Source organism: Maribacter ulvicola (assembly GCF_900155985.1).
Lineage (GTDB): Bacteria > Bacteroidota > Bacteroidia > Flavobacteriales > Flavobacteriaceae > Maribacter > Maribacter ulvicola.
Map to the genome: position 1 here is coordinate 1 of NZ_FTMA01000010.1, position 15,631 is coordinate 15,631.

The 15,631-nt window shown below is 36.3% G+C and carries 9 protein-coding genes and 1 pseudogene; all 10 read right to left on the minus strand.

Annotated elements, in window-relative coordinates; genetic code table 11:
- Positions 1-152: pseudogene (locus BW936_RS19995) on the minus strand (alpha-hydroxy-acid oxidizing protein); the annotation flags it as partial.
- Between the two features lie 228 nt (positions 153-380).
- A complete protein-coding gene (locus BW936_RS17575) occupies positions 381-1,979 on the minus strand; it encodes an MFS transporter (protein ID WP_084182128.1) in 1,599 nt (532 codons plus the stop codon).
- 56 nt (positions 1,980-2,035) lie between these two features.
- Positions 2,036-2,893, minus strand: a complete 858-nt coding sequence (locus BW936_RS17580; protein WP_076550815.1) for a phosphoenolpyruvate hydrolase family protein — start codon at positions 2,891-2,893, stop codon at positions 2,036-2,038.
- 42 nt (positions 2,894-2,935) lie between these two features.
- On the minus strand, positions 2,936-4,153 hold the full coding sequence (locus tag BW936_RS17585; protein ID WP_076550816.1) for a Tm-1-like ATP-binding domain-containing protein: 1,218 nt from the start codon (positions 4,151-4,153) through the stop codon (positions 2,936-2,938).
- A gap of 14 nt (positions 4,154-4,167) precedes the next feature.
- Positions 4,168-4,464, minus strand: a complete 297-nt coding sequence (locus tag BW936_RS17590) for a Dabb family protein (RefSeq protein WP_076550817.1) — start codon at positions 4,462-4,464, stop codon at positions 4,168-4,170.
- A gap of 29 nt (positions 4,465-4,493) precedes the next feature.
- Positions 4,494-5,762 (minus strand): FG-GAP repeat domain-containing protein, encoded by a 1,269-nt coding sequence (locus BW936_RS17595; RefSeq protein WP_084182129.1) that lies wholly within the window; start codon positions 5,760-5,762, stop codon positions 4,494-4,496.
- Entirely contained in the window at positions 5,762-8,944 is a 3,183-nt protein-coding gene (locus BW936_RS17600) for a PVC-type heme-binding CxxCH protein (protein ID WP_076550819.1), read from the minus strand. The genes BW936_RS17595 and BW936_RS17600 overlap by 1 nt, the downstream gene beginning before the upstream one ends.
- 32 nt (positions 8,945-8,976) lie before the next feature.
- Positions 8,977-9,705, minus strand: coding sequence for a 3-keto-disaccharide hydrolase (locus BW936_RS17605; RefSeq protein ID WP_208611139.1), 729 nt, complete (start codon positions 9,703-9,705; stop codon positions 8,977-8,979).
- 126 nt (positions 9,706-9,831) lie between these two features.
- A complete protein-coding gene (locus BW936_RS17610) occupies positions 9,832-11,544 on the minus strand; it encodes a RagB/SusD family nutrient uptake outer membrane protein (protein WP_076550821.1) in 1,713 nt (570 codons plus the stop codon).
- Positions 11,545-11,560: 16 nt separating this feature from the next.
- Positions 11,561-14,830 carry a SusC/RagA family TonB-linked outer membrane protein gene (locus BW936_RS17615; RefSeq protein ID WP_076550822.1) on the minus strand — a complete coding sequence of 1,090 codons (3,270 nt, stop codon included), beginning with the start codon at positions 14,828-14,830 and terminating at the stop codon, positions 11,561-11,563.
- Positions 14,831-15,631: the final 801 nt, after the last annotated feature.

Consider the following 15,631-nt stretch of genomic DNA (forward strand, 5'->3'; position numbering starts at 1 on the left):
ATTTCGGACGTATTTTTAATAAGGTTGACATCTTCATTGCACCCACCGTCCAAATATTCAAAAGCAAATTTTGGTATTTTCTTTTTCGCTTTATTTCGTAAATCGGTAACAGACGGGTAGCTATTATTAATGGCAAGTTTAGCTTTGCTCATAATTCAAATATTTTGTTCATTAATCGCCATTTTTCTCCTGGTAAAATACTATGATAACATTAAAAACATCGACATTTAATATCAGTATATTTACTTAAAAATGGTTCTCGAAAAAAAGACCTCTAACTAAAGAAGTCTTTTTATAAGTAATAACATAAGGTTAGTGAAAAATACAATCTCAAAATCAGCTTATATAGGTGATTTAATTTAGTAGTACTTACAAGGTATTTATTTTAGGACAATAGGTTTATACCCGCCTTTTGTTCTAAAGTAGATTACTAAAATCAAATAACACACTAGCATAATTACCGGGAATATAATGACTTTTGCCAAGGCTCTTTGTGTTCCTTTGTTTTTTAAATCTTCAACTAGTGCGTTTACCTCTTCAGAATTCTCCAAAACTTCAAAAGCATCATTAATTTTATTGGTATCCAGTGTTTGAAAATCTATAATAGAATAGATTTTTTCGTCTTTCAACGGCAATTCTATTTTTCCGTTATACAAATAACTCTGCGGAACCATCTGCACCAATTCATGAGAATCCTTTATTTGTTCTATTTGAGCATTTGATTGGAACGCCCCAATAATTGGTGCACCCAACATACCAACGGTTAGCATACCAATACCACTTACCGCGTTTAAGGTAAGTGCTCCCCCTTTTGGGGTCTGTTCCGCAACCAAGCCCAAAGTAGTCGGCCAGAAAAAGGTTTTACCTAATCCATACAATGTTGCAGCCGCAAAAATGAACCACCCCGTAGATATGGATAGAAAATACAAGCCACCAATGGCCAGTACACAACTAACAATCAATAAAACCAAAGGTGATATTTTACTTAAAATTGAACCTGCAGATAGCCGTAATACAAGCATAATAGCCGAAGTGTATATTAGTACCCAACCCGCATCAAATCCTTTACTACGCGAAATGTCGTGCATGATGGACTGAATCCAAGAATCTGTTCCCAGTTCAGTCGTAGCCAAAGGCATTATTATAAAACATAAAAATAATAATATAGGCCGTCCCAAAGTTTTTACATACCATCCAAAAGATGAGACCATTATTACTCCTATTCCAATAAATGCATATTTCATTACATGGTCTTCTGGTCCCGGATCAAAAAAATCATTCAACTGCAACACAACCAAAAAAGACACTAAAGAAGCTCCCCCAACACCAAATTCCTGCAACATTTCCTTATAGCTAACGCCTGCGGCCACACGTTCGTTAGGAGGAAATTTTTGCCTAATAAGCAATGCATAATACATAAATGCCGGAACCACTGTAATTGCAATTTTTATCCACCATTCAACATTACCCATAGCAATTACAATAATACCCGCAAATACCAATCCTGCCGGCCATGCGGCATGCAATATATTTAGCCACTTGGTCTTGTTTTTGTTGTACATTGTAGCTACTACCGGATTTATAAAGGCTTCAACAGTTCCATTTCCAAGAGCAAAAACCAAACTACCCCAATACAGAAGGTTGTAAGCCATATCAAGATCCCCAAGTTGTAAGTATTGGTATGCAAAATAGCCCAAAACACCCCAAGTCAAATGTCCTATAAAAGCAAATATCATTGCCACCTTATAACCAATCTTATCTATTAATAGACTAAAAAATATTATGGCTACAAAAAATGGCCAGATACCAATACCCATTAATTTTCCTGCTTGTGCAGGGTTAAGACCAAAGGCCTCGCTCCAAGTATCTACAAGAAATACCCGGGTAATAAAACCAACGGCCGTGGTTAATAATGCCATAAAACAGCCTAAAAAAAGTATTCTTTTTCTTGACTTATCATCATTGGGGAAATGCTTCATTATATTATTTATTTTTTAAATTAATCTCTAAAGTGTCTTTAAGAGTATTGTATGGGCTATAGTTCTAAAGACTTAAATTTCTTTGTTAACTCGGTCAATGACGATTCGACTGCCATTCGTTCTAATGATGAAGCCCCAACAAAGCCATGGACATCAGTTTTTTCTAAAATCACCTTAACATCCTCAGGGGTATTGATTGGTCCGCCATGGGCTAAGAAAATAATATCTTTATTGACCGTTTTACCGGCATCAATTATTTCTTGAGTTCTTTTTATAGCAAAATCCATATCTACAGTGGCACCAACAACGCCAATGGACCCGCCAACAGTGGTACCCACATGCGCTATAATTGCATCTGCCCCAACTTTTGCCATTTGAACAGCCTCTTCAGGCGTAGCCACATATACACATGAAAAAAGATCCATTTTAGAGGCTAAACGTACCATTTCCACTTCTTTATGAAATCCCATTCCGGTCTCTTCAAGAATATCTCTAAAGCTGCCGTCAACAATAGAGTGCGTTGGAAAATTGTTTATGCCAGAAAACCCCATATCTTTTACTTTTTGTAAAAAATGCCACATTCTTCTACGAGGGTCAGACCCATGAACACCACAGAATACCGGAATCTCCTCAACTACAGGTAATACTTCAAATTCTCCAATTTCCATAGCTACCGCATTTGCATCACCGTATGCCATTAACCCAGCTGTTGATCCATGCCCGGCCATTCTAAAACGACCAGAATTGTAGACAATTAAAAAATCGGCTCCACCTTTTTCTATAAATTTTGCACTTATTCCGGTTCCAGCTCCTGCTCCAATAATTGCTTTTTTCTGCAACAAGGTTTTTTGTAATCGCTCTCTAATTTCTTCACGTGTATATGGGTTTCCTTTTCCCGTCCATTTATTTGGCATAAATTCTTTTTTTAATTATTTAATATTGTAAATCCTTAATTATTATATTATTCTTAATAAGCGCTCTACTAGTAGGACCGCAAATTTTTCATCGTTGATATGAGCATCTACCTTCTTTATATTTACATGCTCATTAGCATGTTGCTCAATGGAATCAAACAAAGCAGCATTTACTTCTGGATTATGAAAAATATCTTTAGCACTATCTAGCTGTGATATCCCTAAGTTTGGTATTACTATTTCAACCGCTGCAGTTGAATTCTTTAATTTATCTACCAATTGTTTTCCCAAAATTTTGTTTTCATCTGCGTTGGTTCGCATCAATGTTACATCTGGCGCCCAACTATACAGCTGTCTTGAACGATACTTTTCTGGAACTGTTTCCATTTGCGCAAAATTTACCATATCTAAACATCCTGGTGCAACTATTTGGGGTACTCCTGTCTGCGATGCTGCAGTTAGCCTATCTGGTCCAGCGCTCAAAATACCACCACACAGTTCATCGGCGAGTTCTGTTGTGGTAATGTCCAAAACAGCATCAAAAACATTTTCACGAATCAAGGCTTCCATGCTAGCACCTCCAACTCCGGTTGCGTGAAAAGCCATCACTTCAAAACCCTTTTCTTTTAATAATTCTGTGCATTTATCTACACATTTGGTTGTATTGCCAAACATACTTATAGCAATGGTTTTTTCAGCTGATTCGGCTAGGTCCACTTTTGTTTCCGCCATCGCAGATATAGCCGCTGCCGCTTGCTTGATCAAAAGCCTACTAATGCTATTTATACCAGCAATATCAACTACCGATGACATTAGAGTGATATCTTTTACCCCTATCTGCCTAGATAATTCCTTAGCTACTACCGTACTTAAACAAAACTTTGGAATTCCCAAAGGCACCGTCTGCATAGCTTCTAAAACGATATAGGTACCTCCTCCTCCTCCCATGCCTATAACGGCCTTAACCTGATTTTTTGAAATTAAATCTGCTAAAATGACAGCAGCTCCTTTTCCCATTAATTCTACTGCCCGTCCACGATCATTAGCTCCTCTGATACTATCTAACGAATGGCCCGAAGCTATAGCTACAGTGTTCTGGTCAACATCAATAGGAAAATCAACCTCCGTTTCCATTATTCCCGTATTTACGGTAATTATGTGTTCTTCATGTGCTTTTAAAGAGTTTAGGAGGTAAGCAAAATCTTCTCCTTTAGTATCAAAACACCCTAACATAACAATACTTTTATGTGCAGTTTGCATATAAGTTTAATTAATTACACATTAAAATCGAAAACCACAACGCGCTCTAATTGAGGTATAACGAGTTCCTTAACCTGCTCATGTATAGGGTGCGGCAAATAGGCATCACGAGATTCCGCACTATCAAAGGTCATGATAAATCCGTGTGTAAAACCATCGTTTAAACCTTCTGCGCTTTCATAAGGACCATGTTCCATATCTAACAAACCTGGTATTTTACCCACCATCTGTTTCATAACTGTAAAACATTCTTCTATTTGTTTATCACTTATTCCTTCCTTAAACTTAAACATTCCAAAATGTCGGATCATAATTATATATTTTGTTAATGAATTATTCTTTATTCTTGAAGAAAAGCAAAGACACCTTTCTTATTTGCTGTTACAATATCATTTTTACCATCTCCATTTAAATCTCCAACAGAAATTTGTCTTCCTACTCCTGAGTTATCATCAATTCTATAGGGTATAAGCTCTGTAGTACCATCTAAAAATCTATGTGTTTTAAACCAATAAAGCACCGGTGGCTCTGCTGAACCTGGATCCCTACCATTATGTGCGTAATAACATTTACCCGTAACGATATCTAAAATACCATCGTTGTCAATATCAACTTTTGCTAATGAATGCAATTGGCTAAATGACACCGCATATGGGTTATCTAAAACACTACTGGTCATCACCTTATGCTCTTTAAAACCAATTTTACCATCAGAAACAACCTGTTGAAACCATGAAAGACCATATCCATGAGCATCTATAGCTGTCACAACATCATTATCACCATCTCCATCTACATCGAAAACCAAGATCTGAGCGCCTCCTTTTTCTATTGAAAACGAATAAGGATGATAACGCCATGTGGTTTTACCGTTCCAATCTAAAGGCTGTTCCCACCAACCACTTTTTTCAACTACATCGTTTAAGCCGTCCCCGTTGATGTCCCCAATACCTAGCCCATGGGAGTACACTGGAAAACGAGCTTTGTCTTCTTCAGAAATAGCTAGTATATCCCAATCTTTATTTGGTTTTTTCGATGGCATTCCAAGTATTAGCCTGCCTTGGCTAAAAGCCAATAATTCTTTCTTCTTGTCTCCTATTACATTGGCTAAAACCGGTGATTCATGACAGACGTTTTTTACAGCATTCTTAAATTCCGGTTCGGTTGTAAGATTAGTCATTGAACTTAAGTTTTTACCAGGATCTTTGACCCATTTACTGTCTGTGCCCGGAAGCCCAATTTGAAGAATGTCTACCCAACGATTTTTATCGATATGCATTGGAAACGTAAAAAAATTAGTGGAATAACCCTCTATACCAGGACCCGATATAGGGAAATATCTTACTGGTCCATAGGCATATACTTCTTTAAAATCTGGTCCCTTCCACCATAAATTCCCCGCTACGACGTCTACTTGCCCATCATTATCCATATCAGCAATTGACGCCCCTTCTGAGATATATTTTTCTAACAAAACAACCTTTTTAAATGAGACGTTTGTAGGAGGTTTATTAACGATTTGGGCTTTTATGGCGTTTACATAACAACACGCCATCATTACCCATAAAGCTTTTATAAAACAGAAAGAGGTCAATTTAGCTGAACTCATTATTTCAGTGTTTTTATGAATGCCAGTAAATCTGCAATTTGATTATCTGTATAGTTATCTATAAGACCTTTAGGCATAAAAGATCTACCGCCCAAAAACCCTTGTGATTCAATTTCACTGGCCTGTATGAATTGATTACTGCCGCCCATAAAACCTAAAGTTGTACCACGATCATTTTGTTTCACTAAAAAACCTTCTAAACTATTACCATCTTTTTTGGTAACCCTATAAATTGCATAGCTGCTCTCTACAGCCGCATCTGGATTTAAAATGGCGGTCAACAACGCTTCATTCTCTCTTAATGATGAGCCGTCCAAGGCCGGTGCATAATCAAATCCTTTATCACCTACACTATGGCACATAAGGCATACTTGAAATAACTGTTCTCCTTTTTGTGGATCTCCTGAACCCTTCTCTGCAATTGCCATAAACCGGTTCAGTTTATCTGTAAATTCTTTTTTCTCCTCTTCAACCCTCCTCTTGACCTCGTCAAACAATTGCTTACCAACGCTATCTTCTTTATTGGCTTGGAATACCTTTTCTGCACTAGAAATGGTAAATTCATTTGAAGTAAGTTTATTTTGAACTAGAAGCTCTTTGAGAACATGACTACCTTCTTTATTATGCGATAGCACTGAAATTACCTTCTCCTTTTCAGTATCATCTAATTTTGGTAACCAAACCACCAATCTTTCTACTGCCAAGTCTGGCTCTGCCTTAGCTATGTTCTGTATTGCTCCTGCTCTTAGATTAAGATCCAAAGTATTTATTTGAGCTATTTTTTGAAAAGCGGAAATATTCTTCTTAGGCTCTTTTGACAAGGCTCTTAGAACCAGACTGATAGTTTCTGAAGAAGAATCATCATTAATAAATGGTAAAACTAGCTTTCTAAGAGATGAAACATTGAGCTTACCTACGGCATCTAAGCCCAAGTGTTCCTTAGTTTTATCTCCACTTTGCAGTAAACTTTTTATAGGTTCCACCAAGGCGGACGTTAACTCATTAGATTGTACTTGTGATACATTCTTCAGTGTCATTGAAACATGGTAATCTGCCTTTTTAACATCTTTAAGCTGAGGAAGAACAGCTTCTCTAACCTTTGGATTATCTAGCATGCCAGCGGCTATGATAAATGTTGGTTCATCAAAAGTTTTGTTATCCGTTTGTTTCCATAGGCTAACAAAGACGTCTTCCCTTTCTTTCTCAGGAAGTGCCTGACTGGCCCAGATCAAATTAGAGGTATCAAACTTTTGTGAATCGCTGGATGCTATAAATTTAGATAGTGCTTCAGGATATCTTTCCAGTGCTTTACGTGCCAAATACCGTTCAAAATTTCGTTCATACGCTCCTCCCATTTCATTACCAGGTAACGGAGGTTTACAAGCGTTTACCAATATGGAGATAGATGCTTGGTTAGCTTTACCAACAGCTTCTAAAGTACGTAACACTTGTGAACGGATCATGGCATTTTCATCTGCCGCAATCTTGGTCAGTATTGACGCTAATTCTTTAATTGTAATATTGAATGATTGTAAAGACCTAATGGTTTCTCTTCTAATTTCGTCAGACGAATCAGATAAAAGTGTATTAAAGGTATTTTTATCATAATGCCCAATGCCTTCTAAAGACCATATAGCCAAAATACGGGTTATTTCATCTTGCTTTTTATCAAGAACCAATGTAGTTAACTCATCTGCCAAAGCCACAGTTTCTGATTTTGGACGATCGCTAATTTGATGCCATGCAGCTCGTTTTGCCCATATCGTAGGTTCTTTCAAATGCGTTACCAAGTCTTTTGTCTTTACCTCATAAAAGTTAGTTACTTTTTTAAGTTTTTGTGATTTATGACGTATTCTAAAAATTCTACCATGAGATTTATCCCTGTCAGGATGCGTGGTAGGCAACTCATTATGAGATACTATTTTATTGTACCAATCTACAATATAAAGAGCACCATCTGGTCCAAACTCCATATTCACCGGTCTAAACCAATCATCCTTAGAGGTTAAAAAATCAGGTAAATGCTCTGCAGAAACACTACCGTCTTTATTTCGTTTTATTTTAACTGCATTTATGGCACTTGTAATAGGATTGGCCAAAAACGCAACGTCTTTCCATACCTCTGGGAAGCCTTCACCAACATCATCGGAAAATGCCAATCCTGAAATACCTGTTCCACCTACACGGAACTTATGAAGTTCTGGCATAAACGGCTGATAGGGTCTTAAACGATCATTTCCTATACCTGGATATCCTGTGCCTACTTCCATAGGCACAACAGAATAACCCAGATCATTAGCTTCTGTACCATACCACTGTCCATTTCCCCTTAACTTGAAGCCCCAAATATTTTGTAGGCCCGCCGTTACGTTTTCCATTTTCTTTGCATCTAAAGAAAAACGACCAATTTTACTATAATCCATTCGCATGGTGGCATCGCTAAAATGAGATTTCACCAGTCCTTTGTTCAATGCACCATGGCTAAAATGAACCCAATCACCTGGTCCTCTAACCAATGTGTGGGTCATAGTGTGCGTATCGGTAAATCCAAAACCTGTTAAAAGCGGCGTACGCTTATCGGCTTTACCATCATTGTCGGTATCTTCTAAAAAAAAGAGCTCTGAACCTTGCGCTACATAACTTCCATTTTTATAAGGAAGAATACTTTGGGGAATTGCCAAACCATCTGCCCAGACATTGCTTTTTATTTCATCATCACCATACAAGCCCGATAGCACTAATATTTTATCTTTTCCTTTTGTCTTTCCCCTATATAAGTCTAATACTCGTTTAAAGTTTGGATTCTTTTCTTGCTCTTCTGGGTTATTCATCAGATTCAATAATTCATGCCAAGCGATGTCAGAAACCGGATCCATTGGATACATTTCTGCAGTTTGGGTCCATAATTTTCCAGCATCATCAAACGCTATATGAATAGGATTCACTACTCCATTTTCTTCACTAGCCACCAGTTCTACAATAAAACCCTCAGGCACTGTAAAACCGGCAAGTTCTTCTTGAGGTGATAATATTTTGGTTCTAGAAGAATGTGTCTTATGATTATAATCTATCTCTTCCTCACTATCATTGGTTGTTACCGTTGAACCTTTCTTCTCTTTACAACCTACAAAAATTAGGGCCATAGTGAGTACACCTAAATATAGTAGTCTTTTTACTTTCATATATTTGAATTTATTTAAAAACACTTTTTTAATTAGAGCGGGGTAACGGTTAAATGTTTAAACTCTACTTTTGCCTTACCACCGCTATGTAACTGAATACCAATAACTCCCTTAGATGGAATGTTAGCGTCGTTCTCCTTGTAATAAGCTGTTTTAACACCGTTAATATACAGTTCATGCGTATTACCAATACACCTAACCAAATAGCTGTTCCAGCCATTCTCGTTTAAAATATTTTTTAATGTTTTTAAGTCTCCACTTACTAATTTACCTCTGCGATGTTCATCATAGATATCTCCCCAATATCCTTTGCCTATATCTGCTTGATATCCTATGATATGACCATCTTTAATGCTAGATCTATATTGAATTCCACTATTGATCAACCCTGTTTTGTGATCTCCAGTAATCTTAAATAGACCGCTAAATTCAAAATCTTCGTATTCATCTACCGTATATAAATAGGTGTTTTCATGAATCTTAACTTTATTATCGCCACCAACTAAAGTGCTATCTAGAACTTTCCAGTATTTAGAATTGCTGTCTTTAAGAACCTTCCAACCATCCATAGATACACCATCAAACAATGAGATGGTCTCAACCTTAGATTGAGCACATAGATTGATAGTACCCAAAAAAACGAGTATGGGTAAACTAATTCTCAAATTGGCAAATACCCTATCACCCTTCATAATTGAGCTGTTCACCATATCTATAACTTGTAAAACACTCATTTTTTTAAACACTTTTTTCAAAATCATATTCATTTATATTTAATTAGCTTTAGTATCAACAATAACTATTTAGTGCTATGGCAACCAATCTATTAACAAATTCTAGCAGAAATTTAAACACTTAACTTCTGCCAGAATTACTTTATATTACCGCTACCATCCAGGGTTCTGCTCAAGTTCGTCATTCAGTTGTAATTGCCTAAGAGGTAAAGGAAACAGGTAATGTTTTTTAGGATCAAACCTTCGGTTAGAGGCCGGATCGACTATTATAAAACCTTCAGCATCTAAATTTGGGGTTAAAGAGGCCCAATTTTCATGAGTTTCCCATTCCGTACCTCCATATTTTATACCTAGCATTGGTTTAGGTAATTCTGTTTCTGCGGTTTTCCACCTTCTTAAATCGTCATACCTAAAACCTTCTGCAAAAAGCTCCACAGCTCTTTCTCTTCGTATCTCATTAAGCATATTTAGACCATTCTCAGCTACAAAAGCGTTGGTTAAACTTGGCAGCCCCACACGCTCGCGAAGTTGGTTTACTGACTTATCTAAATCTCCGTCTGAAATAGAACCATTGAGTTCATACGTTGCCTCTGCAAAATTTAGCAATACTTCTGCCAATCTAATTACAGGATAATCGCTACCATTTGGTTGTTCATTTTCTAGCATAAATTTTAATGTTATATACCCCGTTGCAGTTCTACCGGGTATTTCCACCAAATTAAGTGTACCACGTGTAGGGTCATTCAAATCTGACCAATTACGGGTCCATGCTGCTTGTTGGGAATTATAATACACCGTTAAAGGCACAGACATCAACATTCTAGAATCTCTATTCTCATATTCTGAATCTATCTTAGATTTTCCTTTAAATAAAGGTGAAGATTCTACTGGCAAACCATCTGTACATAAAAACATATCTACCAGTTTTTTTGTTGGGTTTAAGCCATTAACCGGATCAGGTCTAGAATTATGAGGTTTTTCATCTAGATCTCTTCTTGCAGATAAGATAAACTCATTATTGTCTGATTTGGTTAAATTTGCCGGGTTAGCCTGCTTCTTATCCAATGTAAACAAATACTTATAATTATCATCACCAAGAACATCTCGTCTATCGAACAATTCATACGTATCGTTCATTACTTGTTCCGACGCCGTAATAGCTTCTTGAAGTAAACGTTGAGAATCACTACCACCATGGTATTTTTGCCAAGTTCCCTCAAAAAGAGCAACACGACTTAAAAAAGCAAATGCAGCACCTTTTGTTACCCTTCCATTATCATCTCCTCCCAATTCATCTTTTAAAAGTAAATGATCAGTAGCTAACTTTAATTCTGAAATAATAAAAGCAACTATTTCTTCCCTACTATTTCTAGGGGCATTAAGCTCTTGAGAATCTATACTCAACGTGTGATCAATTAAAGGAACCCCACCAAATTGCCTTAATAAGTTAAAATAAGCCATACCCCTAAAGAAATGAGATTCACCTTTATATTGTCCTATACTACTTCTTAATTCAGAATCTGCTTCCTCTATTTTCTCTATTAAGGTAGAAGTACTACGAATTAAGGCATATGAGTTGTCCCAAACACCACTATTAAAACCCGTAACATGCTCTCCCCTACTAATTACATTACCATTAACACTGGTTGTTAAATCACTCCAGTCCTCTCTACCCCAAAGACCGTGGGCAGGCAATGACCCGTAATAATTATTAGAATATAATTTAAAATCGTTTGAAGTTTTAAAAAATGTAGCTTCCGTTAATTCTGTCTGTGCAAAATTATCTCCTAAATCTTGTTCACAAGACGAACTTAATGCAAGACCGATAAGTAGCAATGTCTTAAAAATTATAATTTTTGATTTCATTTTAAATATTGTTTGGTTATAACGAAATATTAAGTCCTAGGGAATACGATTTATAAAGAGGTGTTACTACCCCCCTAGCTATTGGATATTCTGGATCTTGATTTCCTTCAAGATTGCTAAAGGTCAAAAGATTAGAACCACTGAAATATATTCTAAGATTTTCCATACCAATCTTTTCTGTTGTGACATTAGGGAATGTGTATCCAATTTGAACGTTTTTCAACCTTAAATACTTATTGTTTATCCATTTATAAGGAGCATTTGAATTTCTATAGTTATTCCCATCAATTGTTCCATTTGTGGTTAACCTAGGATGCAAGGCATCTGTATTTTCCGGTGTCCATGTTTTACCGTATAAATGCGCCCATGATGGTGCCCACCATGCTGAATTTGTTGGTTTATCCGAATCTATAATGTTCCATTTTCCAATACCTTGAAAAAAGGTAGAAAAATCAAAACCTTTATAATTTAGACCCAAGGTAAATGAATAAGCCAAATGCTGCTCTGTATCACCGATCAAAGACATATCACCAGATTCTGCATCATTGGTCCCTGTATATAATTTACCTGGCTCAATTTCCCCATCACCATCTAAATCTTTAAACTTGGCATCACCAATTCTAAGATTGTTGGGTGTACCTTCTAAGGCTATATATTGATCTAAGTCCTCTTGATTTTCAATAATTCCATCGTATAATAAGCCGAATGCACTATTGGTATTATATCCTTCAACAAATGTATTTACGCCATCTGCCGGTATTTTATTATCCAAATTGGTAATTTCATTACTATCATCACTTAACGTTCCTGAAACCCGATATTTGAAATCATCACCAATGCTACCATTCCAATTCAATGCCAGCTCCCAACCTTTTACCTTTAAAGACCCCCCATTAACCAAGGGTGTTGAAATACCGATTACACTTGGAAACTCTTCTGTTATTAGCAAATCACTGATATCTTTTATGAAGTAATCAAATGTTCCGTTCAAGCGATAATCAAATAGCGAAAAATCTAGACCAACGTTGCTTATCTTAACTGTTTCCCATGTGGTTGCAGGACTAGACAATGAATTTATAAATGCAGAATTAGTTCTTACCGGTTCATCTGGATTTCCAAATAAATAAACGCCATCAAGAGCGACTCTTGGTAGAAAATCAAAAAGACCTACATTATTCTGATTACCCAAGCTTCCGTTAGACAATCTTAATTTTAGGTTACTGATGAAACTGTCTTTTGAAGAGATAAAATTTTCTTCGGATAGTACCCAAGCTCCAGAAACTCCCCAAAAATTACCCCATCTATAATCTGCAGCAAAACGAGAAGATCCATCTCTTCTAAAGTTACCCTCCAATAAGTACTTTCTTTTATAATTATAGCCCAACGAAGCAAAATAGGAATTAATGACCCAGCCATTTTTTACCTCTGTTGGAAGACCGTCTTCATCACGTCCCTGAGCAAACGATGGTAGTTCTTCGGTAATCAAATTTTTTCTAGCTACACTAAAAGCCTCATATCTTAATTCTTCATGTGCACCACCTAATAACCCTGTTACAGAGTGATCACCAAAACTACCGGAATAATTGGCCGTTAAGTTAACCACATCATGTTCTGTTTGAGCATGACTTGCTCCTGCACTATTTACAGTACTTATTTTTTGCCTAGGTTCATCATCCCAATCATACAACTGAACAATATTTCGCTGATAAAACTTTTTATTACTATCCACATTCGTAGAGATATCACCATGTACGGTTAAGCCAGAAACTGGTTTCCAGTCAATTGCAGCTTGCAAATTTTGCCTATAGAATTCACTATTGTCATCGCCTAAAGCTTCTGCATGTGCAATAGGACTTTGAAAACCTCCAAAATTTGCATAGTTTCCATTTGGCGTACTGACTAAATGACTTGGCCAGACCGAAAAAGAATTGGCTACCGCGCTGTCATAACCTAATGGCAATATTATATTTTGTCTTTCAAAAGCCAAATTAGTGGACATACTCAACTTGTCCGTGATATCAAAACTATACTTAACCCTTGAGAAATACCGTTTATTCGTATTTTCGCCAAATCTAAAATTGCCTGGCTGATCAAGATAACCGATAGATGCATAGTAATTTGAGTTTTCTGATTTACCAGAGACATTTAATTGATGCTTGGTCATAATTGCCGTTTGGTACATATACCCTACCCAATCTGTTGAGTTCGTACTCATATAAGGAGTATCTGTAAACGGTCCGGGAATTATTGCCGGAGCAGTACCATTTTTAATTCCTTCTAAATACGGAGTTATATAAGAATAAAAGTGATTTTGTATACCGTCATTAGCATGAGCCTCAAGATGCATATCAAAATGCTGTCCTAGATTTACTCTATTAGGATGATCACCCACTACATTGACCGAGACATTTGAAGAATATTCAATAACAGGTTTACTTGATGTACCTCTTTTTGTAGTAACTAATAATACACCACCAGCTGCCCTAGCTCCATAAATTGCCGCCTGTGCATCTTTAAGTACCGTAATATTCTCTATATCGTCTGGGTTTATTTGATTTAAAGCACCACCATCGTTTTCTGGCTGTACAATACCATCTATCACGACCAAAATACCTGCACCATCACCTGTAGTAGAACTAATTCCCCTTAGTCTAATGAAAGGCACATCTGTACCGACTTTTCCTCCGCCACCATTTACAATTTGGAGCCCTGGTATAGCACCTTGCAATGATTCAAAAACATTTGTCTGAGGACGTGATGCCAATTGCTCGTTTTCCAATTTAAAAACAGAACCAGTCAATTCCCCTTTAGTTTTACTAGCATAACCAACCACGACCACCTCGTCAAGACCAGCAGCATTCTCTTCTAATACTATATTAAAACTTGCTTTATTTTCAACTGAAAATTCTTTGGCATTAAAACCTATATATGACACCACCAAAATAGCATCGGCATTACTTACGTTTATACTAAAATTTCCATCGAAATCTGTTTGGGTACCATTGCTGGTTCCTTTCTCTACAATATTGGCTCCTGCCAAAGGCATTCCCTGCTCATCTTTAACAACACCATTAATAACCTGCTGAGGCATTTTGGCACCATCAATACTATCTAATGAAGTTAGGTTAGAGCCATAAATAATAGAACTCTCTAACCCGTTATCATGAGCATTGGCGACATTAACATATAATCCTATACACAACAGACTAAGTTGAACTTTACTTACATAACGCAATTTTGCCAACAGCTTTAGAACTTGAAGTCTATTCTTGCTTATTTGATTCATAATAATAGTTTAAGTTTGGTTAAAACATCATTTAGCTACTGGCCAGTAGTTTTTTTGTTCGATTGACCGGGCGCTATATTTATAAAATTGCCCTCATGGTCAAATACAAATTCATCTCTAGAATAAAGGATCTTCTCCTCAACACAACTTTCAATAAATTTGATTTTTCTAAAGTAGTTCTGAGATAATAATTTTAGCACGTTTAAGCACCACAATATGTCCCAAAGCAGAACATGGGACGTCCCAATCACTGAAAACAAGCCAGTTAAAAAATGACAACAAATAAACTATTACTTCTTAAAATTTAAGATATTAATGATATTTATCTACTTTTTTAATCATTATATCATCTTAAATGTTAAAAAAAACAAATCATCAAAACACTTGTCCTCTAGTTTAAATTACTACTAATTACTGCAAATAGTTGGTTAAACTTTAAAGCTATTTTATTCACTTCTACATTCTTTTTGAAACTTTTTAATTGAGTTCATTAGTAGATCTATCCGGTAAATAGGATTGCATATAATGATGACTAAAAACTGAAAAAAAGATTATTCATATTTTGACCAAACACTAATGAAAAACAACGTCTTTGTATCTACATTTTCCTAATACCATACATACCTTAGACTAGCATAGTACATAACATGGAGACAAGACAGCAAAGCATTGAATTGAAAATTTTATTTAAATTTAGATGCAAGCGTAGAAGCATTTAAATCTCTATTATCGCGTAAAATTTTAGAATACAAAGTATGGTATCGCTTATCAAAAGATTTAAATAAGCTGAGGTTTAAAATT

Coding starts and splice junctions, on each gene's coding strand:
- BW936_RS17575 (WP_084182128.1), bottom strand. CDS start 1,979: ATGAAGCATTTCCCCAATGATGATAAGTCAAGAAAAAGAATACTTTTT.
- BW936_RS17580 (WP_076550815.1), bottom strand. CDS start 2,893: ATGCCAAATAAATGGACGGGAAAAGGAAACCCATATACACGTGAAGAA.
- BW936_RS17585 (WP_076550816.1), bottom strand. CDS start 4,153: ATGCAAACTGCACATAAAAGTATTGTTATGTTAGGGTGTTTTGATACT.
- BW936_RS17590 (WP_076550817.1), bottom strand. CDS start 4,464: ATGATCCGACATTTTGGAATGTTTAAGTTTAAGGAAGGAATAAGTGAT.
- BW936_RS17595 (WP_084182129.1), bottom strand. CDS start 5,762: ATGAGTTCAGCTAAATTGACCTCTTTCTGTTTTATAAAAGCTTTATGG.
- BW936_RS17600 (WP_076550819.1), bottom strand. CDS start 8,944: ATGAAAGTAAAAAGACTACTATATTTAGGTGTACTCACTATGGCCCTA.
- BW936_RS17605 (WP_208611139.1), bottom strand. CDS start 9,705: ATGATTTTGAAAAAAGTGTTTAAAAAAATGAGTGTTTTACAAGTTATA.
- BW936_RS17610 (WP_076550821.1), bottom strand. CDS start 11,544: ATGAAATCAAAAATTATAATTTTTAAGACATTGCTACTTATCGGTCTT.
- BW936_RS17615 (WP_076550822.1), bottom strand. CDS start 14,830: ATGAATCAAATAAGCAAGAATAGACTTCAAGTTCTAAAGCTGTTGGCA.